Source organism: Streptomyces sedi, assembly GCF_006335015.1.
Taxonomy (GTDB): domain Bacteria; phylum Actinomycetota; class Actinomycetes; order Streptomycetales; family Streptomycetaceae; genus Streptomyces; species Streptomyces sedi.
The window spans coordinates 194,473-214,798 of the sequence record NZ_VDGT01000012.1 but is presented as its reverse complement, the minus strand read 5'-3'; the positions used below and the strand labels follow the sequence as shown (position 1 = coordinate 214,798).

The following is a 20,326-nucleotide window of genomic DNA, read 5'->3' as shown; positions in this document are numbered from 1 at the left end:
GAGGGTGTCGCACCCGCTCGTTACCCTGGTCGGCATGACGTCGCAACAAAGCACCCAGACCATGAAGCCCGCGACCGCGGCGAAGAAGTTGGGTGTGTACCTTCCGGCCACACCCGTCGAGTTCCAGGAGGGCGTGGTCTCGCGCGACGCGTTGCGGACCCTTCAGACCGACCCGCCCGAGTGGCTCAGGGACCTGCGCCGCGACGGGCCGCACCCCAGGCCGGTGGTGGCCTCGAAGCTGGGCGTCTCCATCGCGGGCCTCGCGCGCGGCGGTGTCACCGAGCCCCTGACCACGGAGCAGATCGACGCGCTGAAGCGGGACGAGCCGGAGTGGCTGGTCCGGGAGCGCGCCACGCAGGCCGATGTCCGCAGGGAGGCGGCGCGCCTCAAGGAGCGGCAGGCGGAGCGGGAAGAGCGGCAGAGCTGACCGCCCTCCCCGCCCCCGGCCAGCCCCGGCCGGGGGCGCGGCTCAGCGCAGCGGCCTGACGAGCACGCGTTCCCCGCTCATCCGGTGGGCCGGCGGCTCCCCCGGCGCCTCGGCCGGAACGAAGCCGTGGCGCCGGTAGAGGGCGAGCGCGGCCTCGTTGCCCGGGATCACCGCGAGCCGCAGCGTGGTGGAGCCCGCCCGGAGGGCCCACGTCGTCACCGCCTCGATCAGCCGGTCCCCGATCCCCTGGCCCCGGGCCTCGGACGCGACCCACAGCGACCTGAGCTCGCTCGTCCCGCCGTCGCCGGGAACGCCCCTGACCACGCCGACGGGGCGGCCGTCCCGCAGCGCGACGACGGGGTGCGTGCCCGGTGCGGTCAGCCGGGCGCGCCACTGTTCCCGCCCGCCGCTCTCCCAGTCGGCGAGCCGGGCCCGGAACGCGTGCGGCGCCTCGGTCAGCGCGGCGACGCGCAGGTCCCGCCACAGCGGCCAGTCGTCGGAGGTGGCGACGCGCAGGCTCACCCGGTTTCCCCTCACCGCCCCAGTCTGCCGCACGGGCCCGTGCGGGCGAGGGCGGGCACGGGCGGGCACGGGCGGGCACGGGCGGGGCGCGGGCGGGCACGGGCGCTCCGCTCAACGCCCCTGGCCTGTCCGATGGTTGGCCCGGTTCCGGTCCGGGCAGGATCCGTCCGACACTCGCGAGGGCGGTATGGGGCGATATCAGTTCTTCGGCGCCGGCGTTGCCCGGGCCCGCCTCCGCGAGAACACACCGGCGGCGACGCCCGGAGGCCGTTCAGGGCACCCGCGCCCGGTCCCGGGGCGCCCGCGTCGGGGCAACGCCCGGGCCGCCGCTCCCCCGCCGCTCCGTTCCCCTGTGCCGCGCCGATTTGGCCGCGCCGATCGCCGGCGACGGCGTGGGGACCGCCCCGCCCTCGCTCACACCGGCCCCGTCCGGAGGAGGTACCCGTGTGCTCGAATCCGCCCACCCCGACAGAGGGGGTGTCCCGTGGCGACCCCGCTGTCCGCTGACCGACTGGTCGCCGCGCTGAAGGCCGAGGGTGTCCGCGTGGTCGAGTACCGCAGCTGGCGCACCCACAACCGCAACCACGTCGGGGCGTGGGGTCCGGTGCACGGGGTGATGGTGCATCACACCGTGACCACCGGCACCGACGCCTCCGTCCGCCTGTGCTACGACGGGCACTCGACGCTGCCGGGACCGCTGTGCCACGGCGTCATCGCCAAGGACGGCGCGGTGCATCTCGTCGGGCACGGCCGGGCCAACCACGCCGGTTCCGGCGACGGCGACGTGCTCCAGGCCGTCATCGAGGAACGTCCGCTGCCGCCCGACAACCAGGCCAACACCGACGGCAACGCCCGTTTCTACGGTTTCGAGTGCGTCAACCTCGGTGACAACAAGGACCCGTGGCCCGCCGCCCAGGTGGAGGCGATCGTCCGCGCCTCGGCGGCGATCTGCCGCGCCCACGGCTGGGGCAAGAAGGGCCCGACCTCGGTCATCGGCCACCTGGAGTGGCAGCCGGGGAAGATCGACCCGCGCGGGCCCGGAGTCTCCATCGGCGACATCCGCTCGCGGGTCGCCGAACGACTGAAGCATCCGGCCGGCTGGAGCCCGGGAGGCTCGAACCCAGAGGAGACCCCAGTGCACACCTACTTCGAACGGAAGTCCGGCGTCACGCTGACGCCGGGCGAGTGGTACACGATCACCTGGGACCGCGTGTGGGCACCGGGGAAGGGCTGGTCCGACCGGGACAGGGAACAGACGCTGCTGAAGGGCGAGCACCTGTTCAGCCTGGACTTCGCCGTCCGCGCCGAGGGGCTGGCCCGCGGCCAGGAGATCCAGCTCCGCGTCGCGCGCAACCACAAGAAGCCGGGTCAGGAGTGGGCCCGCGCCAAGTCGTGGCCGATCTCCTCGCCCGTGCACGACGGCGGACGGCTCCACGCGGCACACCACTGGCAGGGCCATCTGCCCGGGTCCGACGACAACAGGCTGGTCGCCGAGGTGCTGGTCAACGGGGATTCCCCGGTGCCGATCGACGAGCTGACCGCCAGCCTGCTGGCCTGGCCCGTCTGACCTCCGAAAGCGACTCGGTCCCCTCCCGGCGCCGCCGGGTCGCCGGGAGGGGCCGCCGTCGCGGAACGGCTCAGCGCCGCTGCGGATAGGGCGTGAGCAGCTGGTCGACCGGCGCGAAGTCGTCGGTCAGCGTCGTCGCCTCACCGATCCACTCGGTCAGTTCGGCGCCCTCCACGACCCGCCAACCGCTGCCGCGTTCGGCGATCCGCTCGGCCCAGGCCGCCGTGTCGATCGGCGTCCCGGCGGCGGTCGCCACGAAGTTGCCGCCGCCGGCGCCCTCGAAGGCGCCCGGCTCCGCCGCCACCGCGACGTGCGTGAACTCCTCCCGCAGCGTGTGCACCGCGGCGCGGACGAAGGCGAGTTCGCCGTGGTCGACCATGTTCACCGTGTAGAGGCCGTCCTCGCGCAGCACCCGCCCGATGTCGGCGACCGCCTCCCTGGTGGTCAGGTGCCACGGGACGCTGACGCCGCCGAAGGCGTCGCCCACGACGAGGTCGCGGGAGTCGTCGTCGAGCGCGCGCAGGCCGAGCCGCGCGTCCTCGACCCGCACCCGGAGGTGGTCGCCGGTCTCCACGCCGAGCAGCTCGCGGTCGACCTCGACGACTCCGGGGTCGATCTCGGAGACCACGCTGGTGGACCCGGGGCGCACCGCTTCCAGATAGGTCGGCACGGAGAGCCCGCCGGCACCCAGATGGTAGGTGTCGAGCGGCTCCCCGGCGGGGTAGGCGGTGTCGACGACGGAGGCGATCGCTTGGACGTAGGCGAACTCCAGGTGTTCGGGGTCGTCCACGTCGACGTAGGAGTGCCGCAGCCCGTCGAGGACAAGGGTGCGCCCGCCCTCCCGTTCGGGGTCCTTCTCGACCACGGCGCAGTGGTAGCGGGTCTCCACGTCGCAGCCGTCGGGCACCGCGACGCCCGCGGCGACGCTGCCGCCGACCGCGACGCCCGCGAGCAGGACGCTCCGCCCGCGCCGCCGCCGTTCCCTGAGCGAGGCGTCGACGAGGACGCCGGCCAGCAGCAGGACCACGCCGAGGGCGATCAGGATGACGCTGACGGGCACGACCGAGACCAGCACGAACCCGGTCAGCACGGTGCCGGCGATACCGCCGGCGGTGCCGATCCCGGAGAGTCGGCCGACGACGGTGCCGGTCGCCTCCAGGTCGACCAGCAGCAGCTTCGTGACCATGGGGGTGACCGCCGTCAGCAGCGCGGCCGGCAGAAACAGGCAGAGGCCGCCGACGAGCAGCGCCAACGCCCCCTCGGACAGGCCGGCCAGCCGCACCAGGCCCGGCGTCAGCCCCACGACCAGGCCCGAGAGCGCCAGCAGCGGGCCGAGCGCCCGGCGCGGCGCCACGACGTCGGCGGCCCGCCCGCCGGCCCACGCGCCGAGCGCGATCGCCGTGAGGGCGATGCCGATCACCGTGGTGTTCATCTCCATGGTCAGCCCGACGTACGGCGCCAGCAGCCGCAGCGCGACCAACTCGACGACCAGCACCGCCGCCGACGACCCGAAGACCAGAACGGCCCCCGTGCGGGCCCCGATTCCCGTGGCCGGCCTCCCCCCACCGTCGTCCGCCGCGGGCGCGCGGCCCGCCGTTTCCGCTGACTGACCACTCATGTCGACCTACGCTCAGCTGTCGTGTGCACCGTCTCCCCGCGCCCCTCATCCTGCCAGCCGCCGGCGGGGGTGACGGCCGGGGAGGGGAGCGTTCAGGCGCTCGGCGCCGGGGTCCAGTGGGTGCCGTAGCGGGCGGCGAGCGCGGACGCCTCCGACGGGGTGAGGACGCGGTGCGGGTGCTGGCCGAGGAGCAGCAGGAGACGGCTGGTCTCCTCCAGTTCCACCGCGGCGGCCACCGCGGCGGCCATGTCGCCTCCGGAGGTGACCGGGCCGTGGTTCTGGAGGAGCGCGGCACGGAAGGGGAAGTCGAGGTCGGCCAGGGCGCGGGCCTGGTCGACGTCGCCCGGGGGCGCGTAGGGGATCAGCGGGGCCTGGCCGACCCGCATCACGAAGTACGGGGTGAGCGGCGGCAGCGCGCTCCGCGCCGACCAGGCGGGCAGGCAGGAACGCGCGGCGGCGTGCGCGCTGTGCAGGTGGACGACGGCGGTGGCCTCGGGGTCGCGCTGGTAGAGCGCCAGGTGCAGGGGGAACTCCTTGGACGGCGGCGGCCCCGCCCGGTGGGCCAGCGCCGCCGGCGTGCCGGGGGCGGCGTGGGCGTCCAGGACGGACAGTTCCTCGACGTCCAGGGCGTCCAGCGCGCTGCCCGTGGGCGTGAGGTACATGCGGTCGCCGATCCGCACGCTGAGGTTGCCCGAGGACCCCGGGCTCAGGCCGGCCTCGGTGAGCCGGCGGCCCGCGGTCACGAGGTCGGTGCGCGGGTCGGTCATGGTCGAACTCCTCGGTGGGGGCTGCGGGACGGGGCGGGGACCTCAGGCAAGGGCGTTCCAGCCGTCGGTGAAGATGTCGGTGGCGCCGAAGTTGCCTGACTTCAGGGCGAGGTTGTAGGCGTGCCCTTCGCCGGAGACTCCGTGGGCCCAGCTGACGCCGGGCGAGAGCTGTGGGCCGAGCTCCAGGCGGCGGATACCGAGGGCACGCACCACGCTGCCTGAGGTCTCGCCGCCTGCGACGATCAGCCGGCGCGCGCCGGCGGCGGCCAGCCGGCGGGCGCAGTCGGCCAGGGCGCGTTCGACCAGTTCCCCGGCGGGCGGCCCGTCGGCGGGGTCGTCCTCGCGGACGTCGTCGCGGCTCTCCACGGCGTGGATCAGGAACGGGGTGCGCGGCGCCTCCGCCCAGTGGGCGGTGACTTCGGCGACCAGCGCGTCGACGGCGGCGGCCGGGTCGGCGCGCAGCGCGTCGATGTCCAGCTTGCGGGCGGGGACGCCGGCGCGGCGGGCGTGGGCGATCTGTCCCTGGGTGGCGGTCGAGGCGCTGCCGGCCAGGATCAGCGGGTGGCCCTCCTCGACCGGCATCGCGGCGTGGGCGGGGGCGGTGGCCGCGGGCAGGCCGAGGGCGAGCCCCGAGCCGCCGGTAACCAGCGGGTGATCGGCGGTGGCCCGGGCGATCACCGCGAGGTCCGCCTCCTCCACGGCGTCGACCACGACCAGCGCGGGCGCTTCGGCCCGGCGCAGCCGGTCCAGCTCGGCGCGGAGCGCCGCCGCGCCCGCCCGCACCACGGGCAGCGGCACCGAGGCGACGCGGTGTGCCGTCTGCGGGCGCAGCAGCGCGGGCACGTCGGAGCTGGTCATCGGGGTGAGCGGATGGTGGCGCATCGAGCTGTCGGAGAGCAGCCGGTCGCCGACGAACAGGTGCCCCCGGTAGACGGTGCGCCCGGTGGCGGGGAACGAGGGCACGACGACGGCCAGACCGGTGTCCAACGCGCCCAGCAGGGCGTCGGCGACCGGGCCGATGTTGCCGGCCGGCGTGGAGTCGAACGTGGAGCAGTACTTTTGGTAGAAGCGGACGCACCCGAGGGCGCGGAGGGCTTCGAGCGCGGCCAGCGAGTCGCGGACGGCCTCCTCGACCGGCGCGGTGCGGGACTTGAGGGCCACCACCACGGCGTCGGCCTCGGCCAGGCGTGCCCGGTCGGCCGCGCCGGGGACGCCGAGCGTCACCACGGTGCGCAGTCCGCGGGCGACCCAGTTGCCGGCCAGATCCGTGGCACCGGTGAAGTCGTCGGCGATCCCGCCCCATGTGGCCATGCGTCACCCGTTTCCGTCGCGAAGGTCGTCTTCAGGTCGTTCAACGTCGTTCTCGGTCTTCCGAGGTCTTGCGAGGTCTTTCGAGGCCGTTCCAGGCGGTGCGTCACGGTCGCCTCGTGCCCGCCCCGTGGGGCCGGGAGACGGCGGGCGTCCCCGGAACCACCAGGCTGTGAATTTATGTTACTACAGTTGACGCAAGTGTTAATCGGAGTTACGTTCCCGCTTCAAGAGCGTGATGGTCCCGCTCAGCCGAGTCCGTCGAAAGGCACCCGATGACCCCGTCCCCCACCGGTACCGCGCCGCAGGCCCGCACGGTCGGCTACGCGCTCACCGGCGCGTGCGGCGGCTTCGCCCGCACGCTGCTCGCCACCACCCGCCGCACGGACGGGGTGCGCCCCACCGTGCTGTGCGACCGGGACACCGAGGGCGTGCACGCGCTGGCGCGCTCCCTCGGCCACGGCGCGGACGAGCTGGTCACCGCCCGCACCCCCGAGGAGGTGACCGAGATCACCGGGTCCGGGCGGATCGCGGTGGTCGGGGAGATCGACCTGCTCGCCGGCGCCGAGTACGACATCCTCGTCGAAGCCACCGGAAGCCCCGCGGCCGGCCATCGCGCCGCCCGCCGGGCCCTGCTGGACGGCCGCCACGTGGCCATGGTCAGCAAGGAGGTGGACTCCGTCGCCGGCGTGAGCCTCGCCGCGCTCGCCGCCGACCGGGGGCTGGTCTACACCCCGGCCGAGGGCGACCAGCCGGCCAACCTCATCCTCTGGTACGAGCGGCTGGCCGGGCTGGGGCTTGAGATCCTGGCGCTCGGCAAGTCCAGCGAGTACGACCTGGTCTACGACCCGGAGTCCGGCACCGTCACCCAGCTCGGCACCACGCTCCCCGCGCCCGCCCTCGGCGGGCTGCTGCGGCTCGGCGACGACGTGCCGGCCACCCTCGCCGCCCGCGCCGAGGCGGTCGCCGGGCTCAAGCGTTCCGCCGCCGCCGACCACTGCGAGATGGCGGTGGTCGCCTCCGCCACCGGCTTCACCGCCGACACCCCCGCGCTGCACTACCCCGTCGCCCGCGTCTCCGAACTGGCCGACGTCTACGCCCACCGCGACCACGGCGGCATCCGCGCCCGCGACGGCGTGCTCGACGTCTTCAGCGTCCTGCGCCTGCCGGAGGAGGCCAGCTTCGCCGGCGGCGTCTTCGCCGTGGTGCGCACCCACGACGACGAGACCTGGGAGACGTTGCGCGCCAAGGGCCACCTCGTCAGCCGCGACGGCCGCTACGGCTGCCTCTACCTGCCGTTCCACGCCATGGGCGTCGAGACCCCCGCCACGCTGCGCCGCGCGGTGCTCGAAGGCGCCGGCGTCTCCCCGCGCCCGCCCCGCCAGCACGCGGTGCTCGCCGGACGCGCCGCCACCGACCTGCCCGCCGGCGCGGAACTGACCCTGCACGGCCACCACCACGAGGTGACGGGCGTCGCCCCCGTGCTCTGCGCCCTCGACGAGGTGCCGGCGGACGCCGCCCCCTTCTACCTCGTGGCGGGCAGCCGCCTGGCCAGGAACGTCACCGAGGGAACGCTGCTCACCCTCGACGACCTCGACCAGCCCGACCCCGAGCTGCTGGCCGCCTGGCGCGCCGGCCGTTCGCTGCCCCGCGCCTGACGCGCCCCCGCGCCCGTCACACCGGCGCGCCGCCCCGTCCCCCCGCTCGCCCCCACCCCGTCCCCCGGTCCGCACCCCGTGGTCCCGGCCGCCGAGAGGTTCGCCATGTCCGACGTCTACACACTCACCGCCTTCGCGGTGGCGATCGCGGTGCTTGTGCTGCTGATCGCCCGATACAAGGTCCATCCGGTCGCCACACTCTTCATGGTCGTGGTCGTCCTCGGGCTGGCCCTGGGCACCGGCGGGGTGCGCACCGTCGACCTGGTCACCGAGGCGTTCGGCAGCACCCTGGCGAAAGTGGGGCTGCTGATCATCTTCGGCTGTGTGCTCGGCAAGATGCTGGAGCTGAGCAGGGCCGCCGAACGCATCACCCTCAGCGCGCTGCGTCTCTTCCCCGGCAAGCGCGTCCCGTGGGCGGTGGCCATCGCCTCCGTGGTGCTGGGCATCCCGCTGATCGCCGACACCGCCGTGGTCATGCTGATCCCCGTGGTCTCCGCGCTGGCGCACCGCACCGGCACGTCGATGATGCGGCTGGGCCCGATCCTCTACATCGGCGCCTACGTGATGACCTCGCTGGTGCCGCCAGGGCCCGGCCCGCTCGCGGCCACCAGCCTGCTCGGCGTCGACTTCGGCGAGGCGATGCTGTGGGGCACCCTCGTCGCGCTGCCCGGCATCATCGTCGCCACGCTGTACCTGCTGACCATCAAGACCCACGTGGAGCCGCTGCCCGAGCTGGTCGCCCACCTCGGCAAGCCGGGCACCGGCAGCGGCGGGGCCGGCACCGGCGACGGCACGGAGGACGACGGCCTGCCGCCCCTGATCCCCTCGCTGCTGCCCGTCCTGCTGCCGCTGCTCCTGATCGTCGTCAGCTCCTACGCGATCGACCTGTGGGAGCTGGACAACGCCGTCGGCGGCGTCATCGCCTTCCTCGGCAACCCGACCATCGCCCTCTTCCTCGGCTGCCTCTCCGCCCTGCCCCTCTTCCGCGGGAAGTGGCGCGACAAGGAGACCGTCAACGACCTCTTCGAGGCCGGACTGCGGCTGGCCGCCCTGCCCGTCGCGCTGACCGGTGTCGGCGGCGCGCTGGCCGCGATCATCCGCGACACCGAGGTCGCCGAGTCCGTCGCGGACATGATCCGCGACTGGGGCCTCTCCCCCATCCTGGTGCCCTTCCTGGTGGCCGCCGCGATCTGCACGATCACCGGCTCCAACATCCTGGGCGTCATGACGGCGGCTGCCATCATGGAACCGCTCGCCGAGGGGCTCGGCATCTCGATGCTCGCCATCTACCTCGCGTGCGGGACGGGTGCCCAGATCATGAAGCACGCCAACTCGTCGGGCTTCTGGACCACCGTCACCCTCTCCAACCTGACCGTGGGCCAGGGCATCCGGTCCGTCGGCGTGGCCTCGGCGCTCTCCGGGGTCACCGGATTCGCCGTCGTCTACCTGCTGTACGGTTTCGGCCTGATATGACGAAGCCCGTGTCCGCCGCCCCCGGGGCGGCGGACACCGAGGCGCTGACCCACCCCCGCCCGGCGTTCGTGACTGGAGGCACCATGCCGCCCGAGGAGGGCCGCGACACCCCGCTGATCCCCGACCAGCGCCGCGAGTTGCTGATCACCCTGCTCCGGGAGCACGCGGTGCTGAGCGTGCACCAGCTGACGGAGCTGCTGGCCGTCTCGCACATGACGGTCCGTCGGGACATCGCCGCGTTGGAACGCCAGGGGCGCGCGGTGTCCGTCCCCGGCGGGGTGCGGATCGCGGGCCAGCTCCACCAGGAGCCGAGCTTCGTCGACAAGAGCACCATGGACACCCCGGCCAAGCTCGCCATCGCCGAGCTGGCCGCGTCCTTCCTGCACGACGACACCACCGTCTACCTCGACGCCGGGACCACCTGCCAGGCGCTCGTCCCGCACCTGGCCAAGCGGCGCGGCATGACCGTGGTGACCAACGACTTCACCTCCGCCAACTCCCTGATGGCGACCCCCGGCGTCGAGGTCATCCACACCGGCGGCCGGGTCGAGCCCGCCAACCGCTCCGCCGTGGGCCAGCTCGCCGCCGCCACCCTCGGTCAACTCGCCCTGGACATCGCCTTCGTCTCCACCAGCTCCTGGGACCTGCGGCACGGCGTCACCACGCCGTCGGCCGCCAAGGTCGAGGTCAAGCGCGCCGCGATGGCCGTCGCCGCCCGCACGGTGCTGGTCGGCGGCAGCGCCAAGTACGGCTCCTTCGGCTCCTACCGGGTGGCCGGCCTGGAGGACTTCGACGCGATCGTCACCGACGCCGGACTGCCCGCCTCGGCCCGCGAGGCGCTGGCCGCCCAGGACGTGGACACGCTGATCGCCCCGGTCCTGGACCGGGGAGTGCCGGCGACGCGCCCCTGACGGGCGTAGGGGGGTGCCCCTCCGCCCGCCGTGCGGCGGGCCGTCGGGAGGCGGGAGTTGACGGAGCGGAGTGGGCCGTCAGGGGAGGTCTCCCCGGCGGTCGCCTGGGGGCTGTTGGCCGCGTTCGCGGTACATGATCTGGAGGAGCTGGCCACGATGCCCGGCTGGGCGGCGGCCCAGGTCGAGCGGCTGCGCGCGCGGCATCCCGACGTTCCCGAACAGGTGTGGTCCGCGCTGCGCGTGACGCCGGCGCACACGGCCACCGCGATCGGGCTGATGGGGCTCGTGGTCGGCGCCGCCGCGGCCGAAGGGGCCAGGACCGGGGGCCGTTCGCCGTTCTTCCAGACCGTGGTCGCCGGGTTCGGGCTGCACGCCGCCTCCCATGTCGCCCAGAGCGCGGCCCTGCGTCGCTACACGCCGGGCGTGGTCACCGCACCGCTGATCGTCGCCCCTTATGCGGCCTGGGCCTGGCGCGCGTCGCGCCGTGCGGGGGTGCTCCGCGAGGTCGACGCGCGCGGGGCCCTGACCAGCGCCCTGGCGTTCCCGCTGGCCATCGCCGGTGTGCACGCGGCGGCTTTCGGGATCGGGCGACTGGCCCGGGCCCGCCGCGGGTGGCGTCAGGCGACCGGTCGCACGGCCACGCTCCCCGCCCCTCCGGGGGGCGGGTAGAGCCGGGAGCGCGCGGCCAGCAGGGTGACCAGCGCCAGCAGCACGCCGATCATCGGCACGAGGAACCCGGCGCCGTCCCACAGCCGGTCCTCGAACTGCCCCGCCACGGTGGCCGCCCCGGCCTGGCCGAGGGCGACCGCGCCCGACAGCCAGGTGAACGCCTCGGTGCGCGCGCCGAGGACCATGTCGCCGACCAGCGTGAAGCCCGTGACGATGACGGGCGCGACGCACACCCCGACCACCAGGCCCAGCGCGCCGAGCAGGAACGCCGAGTCCGCCGCCCACAGCGCGGAGGCGGTGAGGCCGAGCGCCGCGTAGCCGGTCAGCAGGCGGGCTTGTGGGGCGGCGCGCCAGGCGATCGCGCCGCAGGCCAGGCCGGAGAGCATGTTGCCGGCGGCGAAGATCCCGTAGAGGACGCCGTTGAGTCCCGGCCGGTCGATCGCCTCGGTGAACGCCGCGAGCGAGACCTGCATCCCGCCGAAGACGAACCCGACTCCGAGGAAGGCGACGACCAGCACCCGCACGCCGGGGACGCGCAGCGCGGACGCCCGCTTCCCGCGGCTCCCTCCCGCCCGCTCCACCGGTGGCTGGCTGCGGCGCTGCGCGGCGAACAGCAGCCCGCCGACCAGGGTCAACGTCGCCTCCGCCACCAGCCCGGCGGCGGGTGTCACCGCGGTGCACAGGGCGGTCGCCAGCAGCGGTCCGATGACGAAGGTGGCTTCGTCGGTCACGGACTCGAACGCGGCGGCGGTGGAGGCCAGCGGCGAGTCCTTCAACGCGACGCCCCAGCGGGCGCGCACCATCGGCCCGATCTGCGGAACGGTGGCGCCGGTCGGCACGGCCACCGCGAACAGCGCCCACAGCGGCGCGTGCGAGAGGGCGAGCACCAGCAGCAGCGCCGCCGAGGCGGCGTGGGCGAGCACGGAGGGCACCACCACGGCGCGCTGCCCGTAGCGGTCGGTCAACCGGCCGGCCAGCGGCGCGGCCAGCGCCATCGACGTCCCGGTGACGGCCGCCACGGCGCCGGCGGCGCCGTAGGAGCCGGTGGTGTGCTGGACCAGCAGCACGAGGGAGAGGGTGAGCATCCCGAACGGCTGCCGGGCGGCGAAGCCGGGGAGGAGGAACGTCCAGGCTCCCGGGGTGCGGAGCAGTTGCCCGTATCCGGGCCGACGTCCTTCCGGCCGAGGTGCCGGACGCGGGGTGACCGTGGACGCCACGGCCTTGCCTTTCTGCCGCTTGGTAGCGCGCCGCCGCGGGCCCGCCGAGAGCTGTCCACGTGCGCTGGACTGCGGTAGATACCGGAACTCGCGGAGGGGAGTATCCGGCCGCCTTACGGTCGCGCCAGCCCTGCGTCAAGCAGAGAAGAAGTTCGATCGGTGGTCGAGAGGGTGGGGCGTCACGCGCCCGGCGTTATCATACACAGCTTGTACCGCCAGCCGTCCCCCCGCATCATGGGCCGATGACCTTGAACATCGAGGGCGATGCCGCGTAGGCCGCCCGGCGCCTCGCGCGCCCGACAGCGGCGCACGCCCCGGGGCGGCGCCCCCCGGCGTTTCAGCGAACTCCCCGGGCTCGGGGGCCCGGCCAGGGCCGCGGTGCACCGGCTGGAGGCCGAACGGTTCTGGCCCGGCTGCCTCCAGGACTCCCTCGCCCGGTTCGCCCGGCCGCTGCGGGCGCCGGGCCGGGTGCTCTACCCGCACGTGGCGAACTGCCCCTGCGACGACGCCCTCGACGGCCGCGACACCGTCGAGGCGCTGCTGCGGGCGCTGGCGCCCCGCCCGCGCCGCGAGGTGCGGGCGCTCGTCGCCCGCCTGGACGAGGAGTTCGCCGGCCGCACCCTCCCCGACCCGGGTGCCCCTCTGGAGCCGGGCGCCGGCTGGTGGAACCGGCGGCTGTCCGAGCCGTAGGGCGTTTCCGGCGGTCCCCCGGGGGTCGGCGCGCGGCGTCCGGCGGGCTATCGCTTCGTGACCATCGAGATGCCGCCGGTCGCCAGCACGAAGACGCGGGCGAGGGCCGCCCGGACATCCGGGTCCCGGTCGAGGCGGTCCAGCGCCGCGAGCCGCGAGGGGTGGACGTCCAACGTGGCGACGCCGCCTGAGCCCCCGCCGCCGGCCGAGGAGAAGAGCACGAGGCAGCGCACGGCGTGCGGGACCCCGTCGCGTTCCTCACGCAGCAGCGTCCGCAGGAGGATGCCTCCGCTCTCCGCCACCTGACCGCGGAGGGCCTCCACGGACGTCCAGCGGGTGGCGTACCCGCGTTCCTCCGCGTCCCGCTGCAGGGCCGTCAGCGCGCCGAGGCCGAGACGGCTCACGAGGAAGTCGGGGTCGGTGGGGCGTACCAGGCTCACGGCGGTCTCCTTCCGCGCCGGGGTGCGGCACCGGCGGCGACACCAGTCTGAGGTGCGGGCGCCGGCCTCAGACGTGGAAGGGGACCGTCGTGACGACGACCTTCGGGAGGGCGCGCAGGGAGCGGCGCAGCCGGCCGGCGACGCGGCTGTGCAGGAGCCGGTAGCGGCGGCGCCGGGGGACGATCTCGGGGAGGATCACCGTCATCGTCAGGTCGGGGCGCTGGCGGTGCAGCGCCTCGATGTAGTGGATCATCGGCGCGATGATCGCGCGGTACGGGGTGACGACGACCTCCAGGGGCAGATGGTCGCCCCACTGGTGCCAGTTGTCGCGGAAGCGGTCCGCCTCCTCGTCGCTGGGGCTGACGTGCAGGGCGAGGACCGGCTGGCGCAGGGCGGCGGCGTAGGCCAGGGCGCGCATTCCCGCCAGGTCGAGGACGGCGACCGGCACGATGGACAGATGGTGGATCTGCTCGGGCGCCTCCTCCCGTTCCGCCTCGTCGGTGTCCCCCCGGTCGTCCGCCTGCCGGCCCCCGCCCTCCGCCTCGGGGGCCGGGCCGGAGGCCGCGGGCACCGAGCAGGCGGTGGCGGGGAGTTCGAGGGCACCCGGGTGGAGCCGCAGCGCCTCGCCGACGCGGTCGTAGTGGCGCCGGATGCGGGTGGTCAGCAGCAGGAAGCCCCCGATGGCGAGGATCGCCACCCAGGCACCGGCCGCGAACTTGGTGACCACGGCGGCCACGAAGACGACGCCGGCCAGCACGCAGCCGGTCGCGTTCAGCAGCAGGCTGCGCCTCCGGTGGGGGTCGCGCGTGCGGTGCCAGTGCACCACCATCCCGGCCTGGGAGAGGGTGAACGCGAGGAAGACACCGACGGCGTACAGCGGGATGAGCGCGGAGGTCCGGCCGCCGAAGGCGACGAAGAGCAGCAGCGCCGCCCCGGTCAGCAGGATGATCCCGTGGCTGAAGGCGAGCCGGTCGCCGAGGCGCAGGAAGACCCGGGGCGCGTACCAGTCGCGGGCCAGCAGGAACAGCACCCGGGGGAAGTCGTTGTACGCCGTGTTCGCCGCCAGCAGCAGGACGGCGGCGGTGGCCAGTTGCACGAATACGTACCAGGGCCCCGAGCCGAAGACGTGGTGCGCGAGTTGGGAGAGCAGCGTCTCCTGGTGGTTCGGGGTGACGCCGGTGAGGTGGACCAGCGTCATGATGCCGGCGAAGAGGGTGATCAGCATCAGGATCATGCAGGTCAGCGTCGTGCGGGCGTTGCGCCACTCCGTCGGTCGGAAGATCGGCACGGCGTTGGAGATGGCCTCGATGCCGGTCATCGCCGTGGAGCCGGAGGCGAAGGCGCGCAGCACCAGGTAGAGGGTGACGGCCTCGGTGGCGTGTGAGGGGGCGGGGGCCTCGGCGGTGAAGCCGTTCCCGGCGGCCTGGTAGAGCCCGACGCCGATCAGCAGGGCCACGGCGAGCACGAAGGCGTAGGTGGGCACGGCGAAGAGCCGGCCCGCCTGGCGCACGCCGCGGAGGTTGCCGGCGAGCAGCAGCAGGATCACGACGACACCGAGCGGCACGGGAGAGCGCGCGGCGAGCGGGAGAACGGGGCCGATCGCCGCGACCCCGGCGGCGATGGAGACGGAGACGGTGAGCACGTAGTCCGTCATCAGCCCGGCGGCGGCCAACAGCCCCGGCGTGCGGCCGAGGTTGGCGCTGGCGACGAGGTAGGAGCCGCCGCCGTGCGGGTAGGCGCGGATGGTCTGCCGGTAGGAGAGCCCGACGAACACCATCAGCACGACGATGAGCGCCGCGAGCGGCGCCGCGTAGGCGAGGCCGGCGGTTCCGGCGAGGACGAGGACCGCGAGCAGCGCCTCGGGTCCGTAGGCGACGGAGGAGAGGGCGTCGGCGGAGAGCACGGGCAGCGCGACGCGCTTGCGCAGCCGTTCCCTGGCGATGGCGCTGCTGCGCAGCGGCATCCCCAGCACCGTGCGGCGCAGCAGGTGTGCGGCGCGGGCGCGGCGTGTGCCGCCGGCTCCCTGCTCCTCGTCCCACTCGATGGCGTCCGGCTGGCGGGGGTCGGACGCGTCGCCGAGCGAGGAGACGCGGACGTGCCGGCCATACGCGGCGGGCCGGATCTCGGCCGGGGCGGGGAAGCCGCCGAGGTTCGGCTCCACGGGCAGCGCGCGGCGCCACGCGGCCGGGTCGCCGGCCGCCTCGCCCCACTCCCGGCCCACCCGGCGCAGCACCTCGACCTGTTCCTCGTCGAGGGGCGGCAGCCCGGCCGAGGGGCTGGGCATCCCGCCGACGGCCGCGTCGTCCGGCGGCTTTCTCTCCCGCGACACCATGCGACCCAGTGTCATCGCGTGAACGCCCAACGCAACGAAGCGCGGCGCGGGCGCCGTCGACCGGTCGCGCCGCCGGGGCGCCCGCCCACGCGACGGCCGGGGTGCCTCAGCCGGGGGCGAGCCCGCCCAGCCGGCGCAGCGTCTCGTCCAGGCGCGCGGCGAGCGCGGCGTCCACCAGCGCCACCTCCGACAGCAGCGCCCGCGTGGTCACCGCGAACGCGCGGCGCAGCTCGTCCGGGGCGAGGGAGCGCGCCAGCGTCTCGGCGAACGGTCCGGTGACCTCCCCGGGCAGGTCGTCCACGCCCCGACCCTGGACGGCCGGCAGGCCGTGGCGCAGGCAGGCGAGGGCGAGCACCTGCTCACGCATCCCGTCGATCATGTGCGCGGCCTGCCAGACGCGCCCGCGCGCGAGGCTCGACCTGACATGCAGCGCGTGGAGCCAGGCCCGGCCGACAAGGTCGCGTGCCCGGGGCGGGCGGACGTGCGGCAGCTCCTCGTTGGCGGCGCCGAAAAGCAGCCGCCACTTCGGCCCCGTGGCCCCGAACTCGGCGGCCGGCCAGAAGGAGAGGTCCACCTGAAGGGTGTCGCGGAGCAGGAAGACGCGGAAGAGCGTGGCGCCGAGAGGGAGGTCCAGCCGGTCGACCACGCCGTGGGCCGCCATCCACGCGGTCCAGTCGGCGACCACCCGCCCAATGTCCGCGTCGGGAGCGACGGCCAGCGCCAGGTCGATGTCCGACCACCGGTCCTCCCGGCCGACGGCGGCGGAACCGACGAGCGCGGCGGCGGTGACACGCGGGTCCCCCTCCGCCGCGGCCACCAGCGCGTCCCGCAGTCCCGTCCGTCGCGCCTCGGTGAACACGCGCCGGACGCTAGCAGACCCCCGGGAGCCGCCCGAACGTGACGAGCGCCGGGTCGCCGGGCCCGCCGCCCCGGGCCGCGCCGGCGGTGTTCCGGCCACCCGTGGGGCGTCGACACGGAGCGCGACGAACAGTGGGGGGCGGCGCGCTCACGTCCAGTTGGCGCCGCCCGCGATGTCACACGCTGTCACCAAACGTCTCTCTGGCGTCGAGTGACATATTGTTGGTTGGTACGGTAGTCGACAAAGCATCATCTGTTCGCCGAACACGGGCGGGTGTTCGATCGCCCCGCCCGGCCGGTCCCTCCCGGAGGGCGGCCGGCGTCCTCGCTCCGAGGGGACGACGGGCGTGAGGGACCCGGCCGGAGGGCGCGGCGGACGGTGACACCCGTCGGAAGGGCACACGCCGAGAAGGGGAGGGACCCGCACGACCGTCTTCCAGGACGTGACACCCCACGCAGGTCAGCCCGACCGACCCGTTGACCGGACAAGGGAGTCCCAGGCCAACTCGCCCGCCGCCGTGGGCAGGAGACACCATGCGAGGCGCGCCCGGACACGCGCCCCGTGAAAGGAAGACATGTCCCAGACAGTTCGGTTCGCCACGCTGGGCCCCGTGGGAGCCTCGCGGGGGGAGCAGAGCATCAGCGTCGGCTCACCGCAGCAACAGGCGATGCTCGCGGTGCTGCTGCTGCGTGCCGGGCGGGCCGCCTCGCTCCAGGAACTCATCGACGCGGTGTGGGGCCCCACCTCGCCCAACTCCGCGCCGGCCACGATCAGAACCTACGCCTGGCGACTGCGGCAGGCGCTCGCGGAGAGCCGGACGAAGCCGAGAACCCTGATCTCCGTGGGCGACGGCTACCGGCTGGCCCTGGCCCGCAGGGACGTGGACGCGCTCTGGGCCGAGCAGCTGGCCTCCCAGGCCGTGGAGCACCGGTCGGCGGGGCGTCTGGCCAAGGCCGGCGAGCAGATCGGGCAGGCCCTCGCGCTGTGGCGCGGCGAACCGTTAGCGGGGGTGCCGGGACCCCATGCCGAGCAGCAGCGCCAGCGCCTCGGGGAGCTGCGGCTGACGCTGCTGGAGGAGCACTTCGAGGTACTCCTGCGCCAGGGCGCGCCGGCGCTCGCCGTGCCGGAGCTGGGGGCGCTGGCGAGCGCGCACCCGTTGCGCGAGCGGTTCCACGCGCTCCACATGCGGGCCCTGCACTCCACCGGCCGGCTCGCCGACGCACTGGCCGCCTACCACCGGCTGCGGGAGCGGCTGGTCGAGGAGTTGGGCGTGGAGCCCAGCCTGGAGCTGCGCGACCTGTACCAGCGGCTGCTCGTCGACGACGACCCGGCGACGCCGCAGCCCGCGGCGCGCGGGCGCGAGCAGAGCGCCCTCGCGCCGGCGGACCCCAGGTCCGCGCTCCCCGCCGAGGAGCCGCCCGAACCGTGGCGGGCGATCGCCCCCGAACCGGTCACCGCCGAGAACGGGGAGCGTGCCGCCCACGCCCCGGACGGCGACGAGGCGCCCGCCTTCGCGGTCGGCGCCCCGGTCCCCGCCCAACTGCCGAACGGCGCCGTCGACTTCACCGGACGGGTCACCGCGCTCGGCACGTTGACCCGGGCGCTGGTCACCCACCGCTACGACGCCCCGCCGGTGGTGCTGATCACCGGGATGGGCGGCGTCGGCAAGACCACCCTGGCGGTGCGCGCCGCGCACGAGGTGCGGCGGCGCTTCCCCGACGGCCAGCTCTACGCGGACATGCGCGGCACCCAACACGACGCGACGGCGCCCGGCCTGGTGTTGAGCGGCTTCCTCACCGCGCTGGGCGTGGCCGCGCGCTCCGTGCCGGAGAGCGTGGACGACCGCGCCGGGCTGCTGCGTTCGCTGCTGAACGGCAAGCGGGTGCTGATCGTGCTGGACAACGTCCGGGACACCGCGCAGATCAACCAGATACTTCCGGGCACGGCGAGCTGCGCGGTGCTGATGACCAGCAGGGCGCGGCTGTGGGGCCTGCCGACCTCGGCCCGGGTCGACCTGACGGGCTTCCGCACGGACGAGGCGGTCGCGCTGGTGGAACGGGTCGCGGGCCCCGCCAGCGTCAACCGGGACCTCTCCGCCGTGGTGGAGCTGGTCCACCGGTGCGGGCTGCTGCCGCTCGCGGTGCGGATCGCGGCCTCCCGGCTGGCGTCCCGGCCGCACTGGGGCGCGGCGGCGCTGAGCGCCCGGCTGGCCGACGAACGCCGCCGGCTCTCCGAGCTGCGCGCGGGCGACCTGGCCGTGGAGGCGGTCTTCGCCATCGGCTACCAGCAGCTGAGCGCGGAGCAGGCCAGGGCGTTCCGGCTGATCGCGACCGTCTGCGACCCGGAGATCGGACTGCCGGCGGCCTCCGCCGTGTTGGGGCTCGACGAGGACGAGACGGAGGCGCAGCTGGAGTCGCTGGTCGACGCCTCGCTGCTGGAGACCTCCCAGCCGGGGCGGTACCGCTGTCACGGGCTGCTGCGCGCGTTCGGCCAGCAGCAGACGTCGGCCGCCGAGCGGCTGTGCGCACTGGACCGGTTGATCGACTTCCTGGTGGCGACGACGGCACACGCCTTCCGACACGTGGTGCCTGGCGACCAGATCAGCCACGCGATCGGGCCGAACCGCAGCAGCGGGATGCGTTTCGACGGCGCGTGCGCGGCGCGCGAGTGGGTGACCGCCGAGGCGAAGGGCGCGTTCACCGCCGTGCTGGAGGTGACCCGCGAGGCGCGCGCCGCGCTGGCCGCCGCGTCGGAGCCGGTCGGCGCCGACACGGTGCGCAAGGCCGTCGGGCTGCTGATCGCGCTCACCGCCTTCGGCCCCAACGTGCAGCGGGAACGGCTGGCGCAGGCCGCGTCCGCGCTCGCCGAGGCGGCGGAGGCGCTGGACGACAAGCACACGGTGGGCCGGGCGCACTTCCTGTGCGGCAACATCGCGGTGCAGCGCACGCTGCTCGCCGAGGCCAAGGAGCATCTGCGGATCGCGGAGATCAACTGCCGCGCGACGGAGGATCTGCTGATCCTCTGCCAGGTGTTGAACGATCTCGGGCTGATCGCGCTCTTCGAGCACCACTACGAGGAGGCCGCCGAGCATCTGGAGGAGGCGGCGCCACTCGCCCGCCGGCTGGGACAGCGTTCGGGCGAGCTGGTGGCGACGTTGAACGCGGCGCTGGCCAGGCTACGAAGCGGCCGGGCGGAGGAGGCCAGGGCGGTGTGCGAGGAGGCGGTCACGACGCTGCGCGCCTCCTCCGACGGGCAGGGACTCGCGTACGCGCTGGTCGTGCTGGGGCTCTCGCTGCACGAGCTGGGGCGGTACGAGGAGGCCGTCGAGCGGTACACGGAGGGCCTGCGGCTCAGCCGCAAACTGGGACTGCGGGAACGGGAGGCGCAGGCGCACCATCTGCTCGCTGACACGCTCCGGGCCCTGGGGCGCCCGGCGGAGGCGGCGGACACGGCTGCGCGGGGCGTCGCGCGGGCGGCGGACGGCTGCTCGGAACGGGTGCGCGGCCACGCGCTGGTCGCCCTCGGCCGTGCGCTGGGCGATCTGGGGCAGGACGGCGAGGCCGCGGTCCATCTGACGGAGGCGGAGGAGATCTTCACCCGCCTCGGCCTTCCGGAGGCGAGGGCGCTGCGCGGCGCGGCGGACTGACGCGGCTCACCTCGCCGGTGCGGCATCGTGGTCGTCTGCGGCCCGCCACCCAGCACGCGCGCCGTTCCCAGCGCCCCAAGCCGCCCACCGGCAGTACAGGGGCGCGGGGAACTGCGCGAGCAACCCATCACCGGGCTCACGCCGACAACCCACCCAAGCCACGCACGTGAGTAGTCGACCAACCCCCGCCACACAGCACGCGCGTGACTGGTCAGTGACCGG

At 74.7% G+C, this 20,326-nt stretch carries 16 protein-coding genes; 8 read left to right on the top strand and 8 right to left on the bottom strand.

Annotation, left to right across the window (positions count from 1 at the left end; all coding sequences use genetic code 11):
* The first annotated feature begins 34 nt into the window (after positions 1 to 34).
* Complete coding sequence (locus FH715_RS17420) at positions 35 to 427, top strand: DUF5997 family protein (protein WP_139646306.1); 393 nt, start codon at positions 35 to 37, stop codon at positions 425 to 427.
* Positions 428 to 469: 42 nt separating this feature from the next.
* Here the strand turns inward: FH715_RS17420 and FH715_RS17415 are convergent, their stop codons facing one another.
* A complete protein-coding gene (locus tag FH715_RS17415) occupies positions 470 to 949 on the bottom strand; it encodes a GNAT family N-acetyltransferase (protein WP_139646304.1) in 480 nt (159 codons plus the stop codon).
* 484 nt (positions 950 to 1,433) lie between these two features.
* Here FH715_RS17415 and FH715_RS29550 point away from each other — a divergent pair, with 484 nt between their 5' ends.
* The gene (locus tag FH715_RS29550; protein ID WP_139646303.1) at positions 1,434 to 2,516 is read left to right on the top strand and encodes an N-acetylmuramoyl-L-alanine amidase; all 1,083 of its coding nucleotides are present in this window, start codon (positions 1,434 to 1,436) and stop codon (positions 2,514 to 2,516) included.
* A 70-nt stretch (positions 2,517 to 2,586) separates the two neighbouring features.
* Here FH715_RS29550 and FH715_RS17405 read toward each other — a convergent pair whose 3' ends face one another.
* The 3 genes from FH715_RS17405 to otnK all read right to left on the bottom strand — a co-directional run bounded on the left by FH715_RS17405 (position 2,587) and on the right by otnK (position 6,212).
* Positions 2,587 to 4,134, bottom strand: coding sequence for a fused MFS/spermidine synthase (locus tag FH715_RS17405; protein ID WP_139646300.1), 1,548 nt, complete (start codon positions 4,132 to 4,134; stop codon positions 2,587 to 2,589).
* Between the two features lie 92 nt (positions 4,135 to 4,226).
* Positions 4,227 to 4,901: a class II aldolase/adducin family protein gene (locus FH715_RS17400; protein ID WP_139646298.1), complete on the bottom strand. Its 675-nt coding sequence runs from the start codon at positions 4,899 to 4,901 to the stop codon at positions 4,227 to 4,229.
* 42 nt (positions 4,902 to 4,943) lie between these two features.
* Positions 4,944 to 6,212 carry a 3-oxo-tetronate kinase gene (gene otnK, locus FH715_RS17395; RefSeq protein ID WP_139646296.1) on the bottom strand — a complete coding sequence of 423 codons (1,269 nt, stop codon included), beginning with the start codon at positions 6,210 to 6,212 and terminating at the stop codon, positions 4,944 to 4,946.
* A gap of 272 nt (positions 6,213 to 6,484) precedes the next feature.
* Between otnK and FH715_RS17390 the strand changes: the two genes are divergently transcribed.
* The 4 genes from FH715_RS17390 (at position 6,485) to FH715_RS17375 (ending at position 10,920) form a co-directional block, all read left to right on the top strand.
* Positions 6,485 to 7,867: a homoserine dehydrogenase gene (locus FH715_RS17390; RefSeq protein WP_139646294.1), complete on the top strand. Its 1,383-nt coding sequence runs from the start codon at positions 6,485 to 6,487 to the stop codon at positions 7,865 to 7,867.
* A gap of 105 nt (positions 7,868 to 7,972) precedes the next feature.
* Positions 7,973 to 9,340 carry a GntP family permease gene (locus FH715_RS17385; RefSeq protein WP_139646292.1) on the top strand — a complete coding sequence of 456 codons (1,368 nt, stop codon included), beginning with the start codon at positions 7,973 to 7,975 and terminating at the stop codon, positions 9,338 to 9,340.
* A gap of 83 nt (positions 9,341 to 9,423) precedes the next feature.
* The gene (locus FH715_RS17380) at positions 9,424 to 10,251 is read left to right on the top strand and encodes a DeoR/GlpR family DNA-binding transcription regulator (protein WP_139646350.1); all 828 of its coding nucleotides are present in this window, start codon (positions 9,424 to 9,426) and stop codon (positions 10,249 to 10,251) included.
* Positions 10,252 to 10,308: 57 nt separating this feature from the next.
* The gene (locus tag FH715_RS17375; RefSeq protein ID WP_139646290.1) at positions 10,309 to 10,920 is read left to right on the top strand and encodes an HXXEE domain-containing protein; all 612 of its coding nucleotides are present in this window, start codon (positions 10,309 to 10,311) and stop codon (positions 10,918 to 10,920) included.
* Here the strand turns inward: FH715_RS17375 and FH715_RS17370 are convergent.
* The gene (locus FH715_RS17370; protein ID WP_170184753.1) at positions 10,869 to 12,137 is read right to left on the bottom strand and encodes an MFS transporter; all 1,269 of its coding nucleotides are present in this window, start codon (positions 12,135 to 12,137) and stop codon (positions 10,869 to 10,871) included. The two genes, FH715_RS17375 and FH715_RS17370, sit on opposite strands and share 52 nt — an antisense overlap.
* Before the next feature lie 264 nt (positions 12,138 to 12,401).
* Here FH715_RS17370 and FH715_RS17365 point away from each other — a divergent pair, with 264 nt between their 5' ends.
* Positions 12,402 to 12,827, top strand: a complete 426-nt coding sequence (locus FH715_RS17365; RefSeq protein ID WP_139646288.1) for a hypothetical protein — start codon at positions 12,402 to 12,404, stop codon at positions 12,825 to 12,827.
* Between the two features lie 47 nt (positions 12,828 to 12,874).
* Here the strand turns inward: FH715_RS17365 and FH715_RS17360 are convergent, their stop codons facing one another.
* The 3 genes from FH715_RS17360 to FH715_RS17350 all read right to left on the bottom strand — a co-directional run bounded on the left by FH715_RS17360 (position 12,875) and on the right by FH715_RS17350 (position 16,458).
* Positions 12,875 to 13,267 carry a hypothetical protein gene (locus tag FH715_RS17360; protein WP_139646286.1) on the bottom strand — a complete coding sequence of 131 codons (393 nt, stop codon included), beginning with the start codon at positions 13,265 to 13,267 and terminating at the stop codon, positions 12,875 to 12,877.
* A gap of 67 nt (positions 13,268 to 13,334) precedes the next feature.
* A complete protein-coding gene (locus FH715_RS17355) occupies positions 13,335 to 15,599 on the bottom strand; it encodes an APC family permease (RefSeq protein ID WP_139646284.1) in 2,265 nt (754 codons plus the stop codon).
* Between the two features lie 106 nt (positions 15,600 to 15,705).
* Entirely contained in the window at positions 15,706 to 16,458 is a 753-nt protein-coding gene (locus FH715_RS17350; RefSeq protein WP_139646282.1) for a nucleotidyltransferase family protein, read from the bottom strand.
* A 574-nt stretch (positions 16,459 to 17,032) separates the two neighbouring features.
* Here FH715_RS17350 and FH715_RS17345 point away from each other — a divergent pair.
* Positions 17,033 to 20,104: an AfsR/SARP family transcriptional regulator gene (locus FH715_RS17345; RefSeq protein WP_139646280.1), complete on the top strand. Its 3,072-nt coding sequence runs from the start codon at positions 17,033 to 17,035 to the stop codon at positions 20,102 to 20,104.
* Positions 20,105 to 20,326: the final 222 nt, after the last annotated feature.

Bases quoted from the DNA above. Each gene is read 5' to 3' on its own strand.
- FH715_RS17420 (WP_139646306.1), top strand. From the start codon at position 35: ATGACGTCGCAACAAAGCACCCAGACCATGAAGCCCGCGACCGCGGCG.
- FH715_RS17405 (WP_139646300.1), bottom strand. From the start codon at position 4,134: ATGAGTGGTCAGTCAGCGGAAACGGCGGGCCGCGCGCCCGCGGCGGAC.
- FH715_RS17400 (WP_139646298.1), bottom strand. From the start codon at position 4,901: ATGACCGACCCGCGCACCGACCTCGTGACCGCGGGCCGCCGGCTCACC.
- otnK (WP_139646296.1), bottom strand. From the start codon at position 6,212: ATGGCCACATGGGGCGGGATCGCCGACGACTTCACCGGTGCCACGGAT.
- FH715_RS17390 (WP_139646294.1), top strand. From the start codon at position 6,485: ATGACCCCGTCCCCCACCGGTACCGCGCCGCAGGCCCGCACGGTCGGC.
- FH715_RS17385 (WP_139646292.1), top strand. From the start codon at position 7,973: ATGTCCGACGTCTACACACTCACCGCCTTCGCGGTGGCGATCGCGGTG.
- FH715_RS17380 (WP_139646350.1), top strand. From the start codon at position 9,424: ATGCCGCCCGAGGAGGGCCGCGACACCCCGCTGATCCCCGACCAGCGC.
- FH715_RS17365 (WP_139646288.1), top strand. From the start codon at position 12,402: ATGCCGCGTAGGCCGCCCGGCGCCTCGCGCGCCCGACAGCGGCGCACG.
- FH715_RS17355 (WP_139646284.1), bottom strand. From the start codon at position 15,599: ATGGTGTCGCGGGAGAGAAAGCCGCCGGACGACGCGGCCGTCGGCGGG.
- FH715_RS17345 (WP_139646280.1), top strand. From the start codon at position 17,033: ATGTCCCAGACAGTTCGGTTCGCCACGCTGGGCCCCGTGGGAGCCTCG.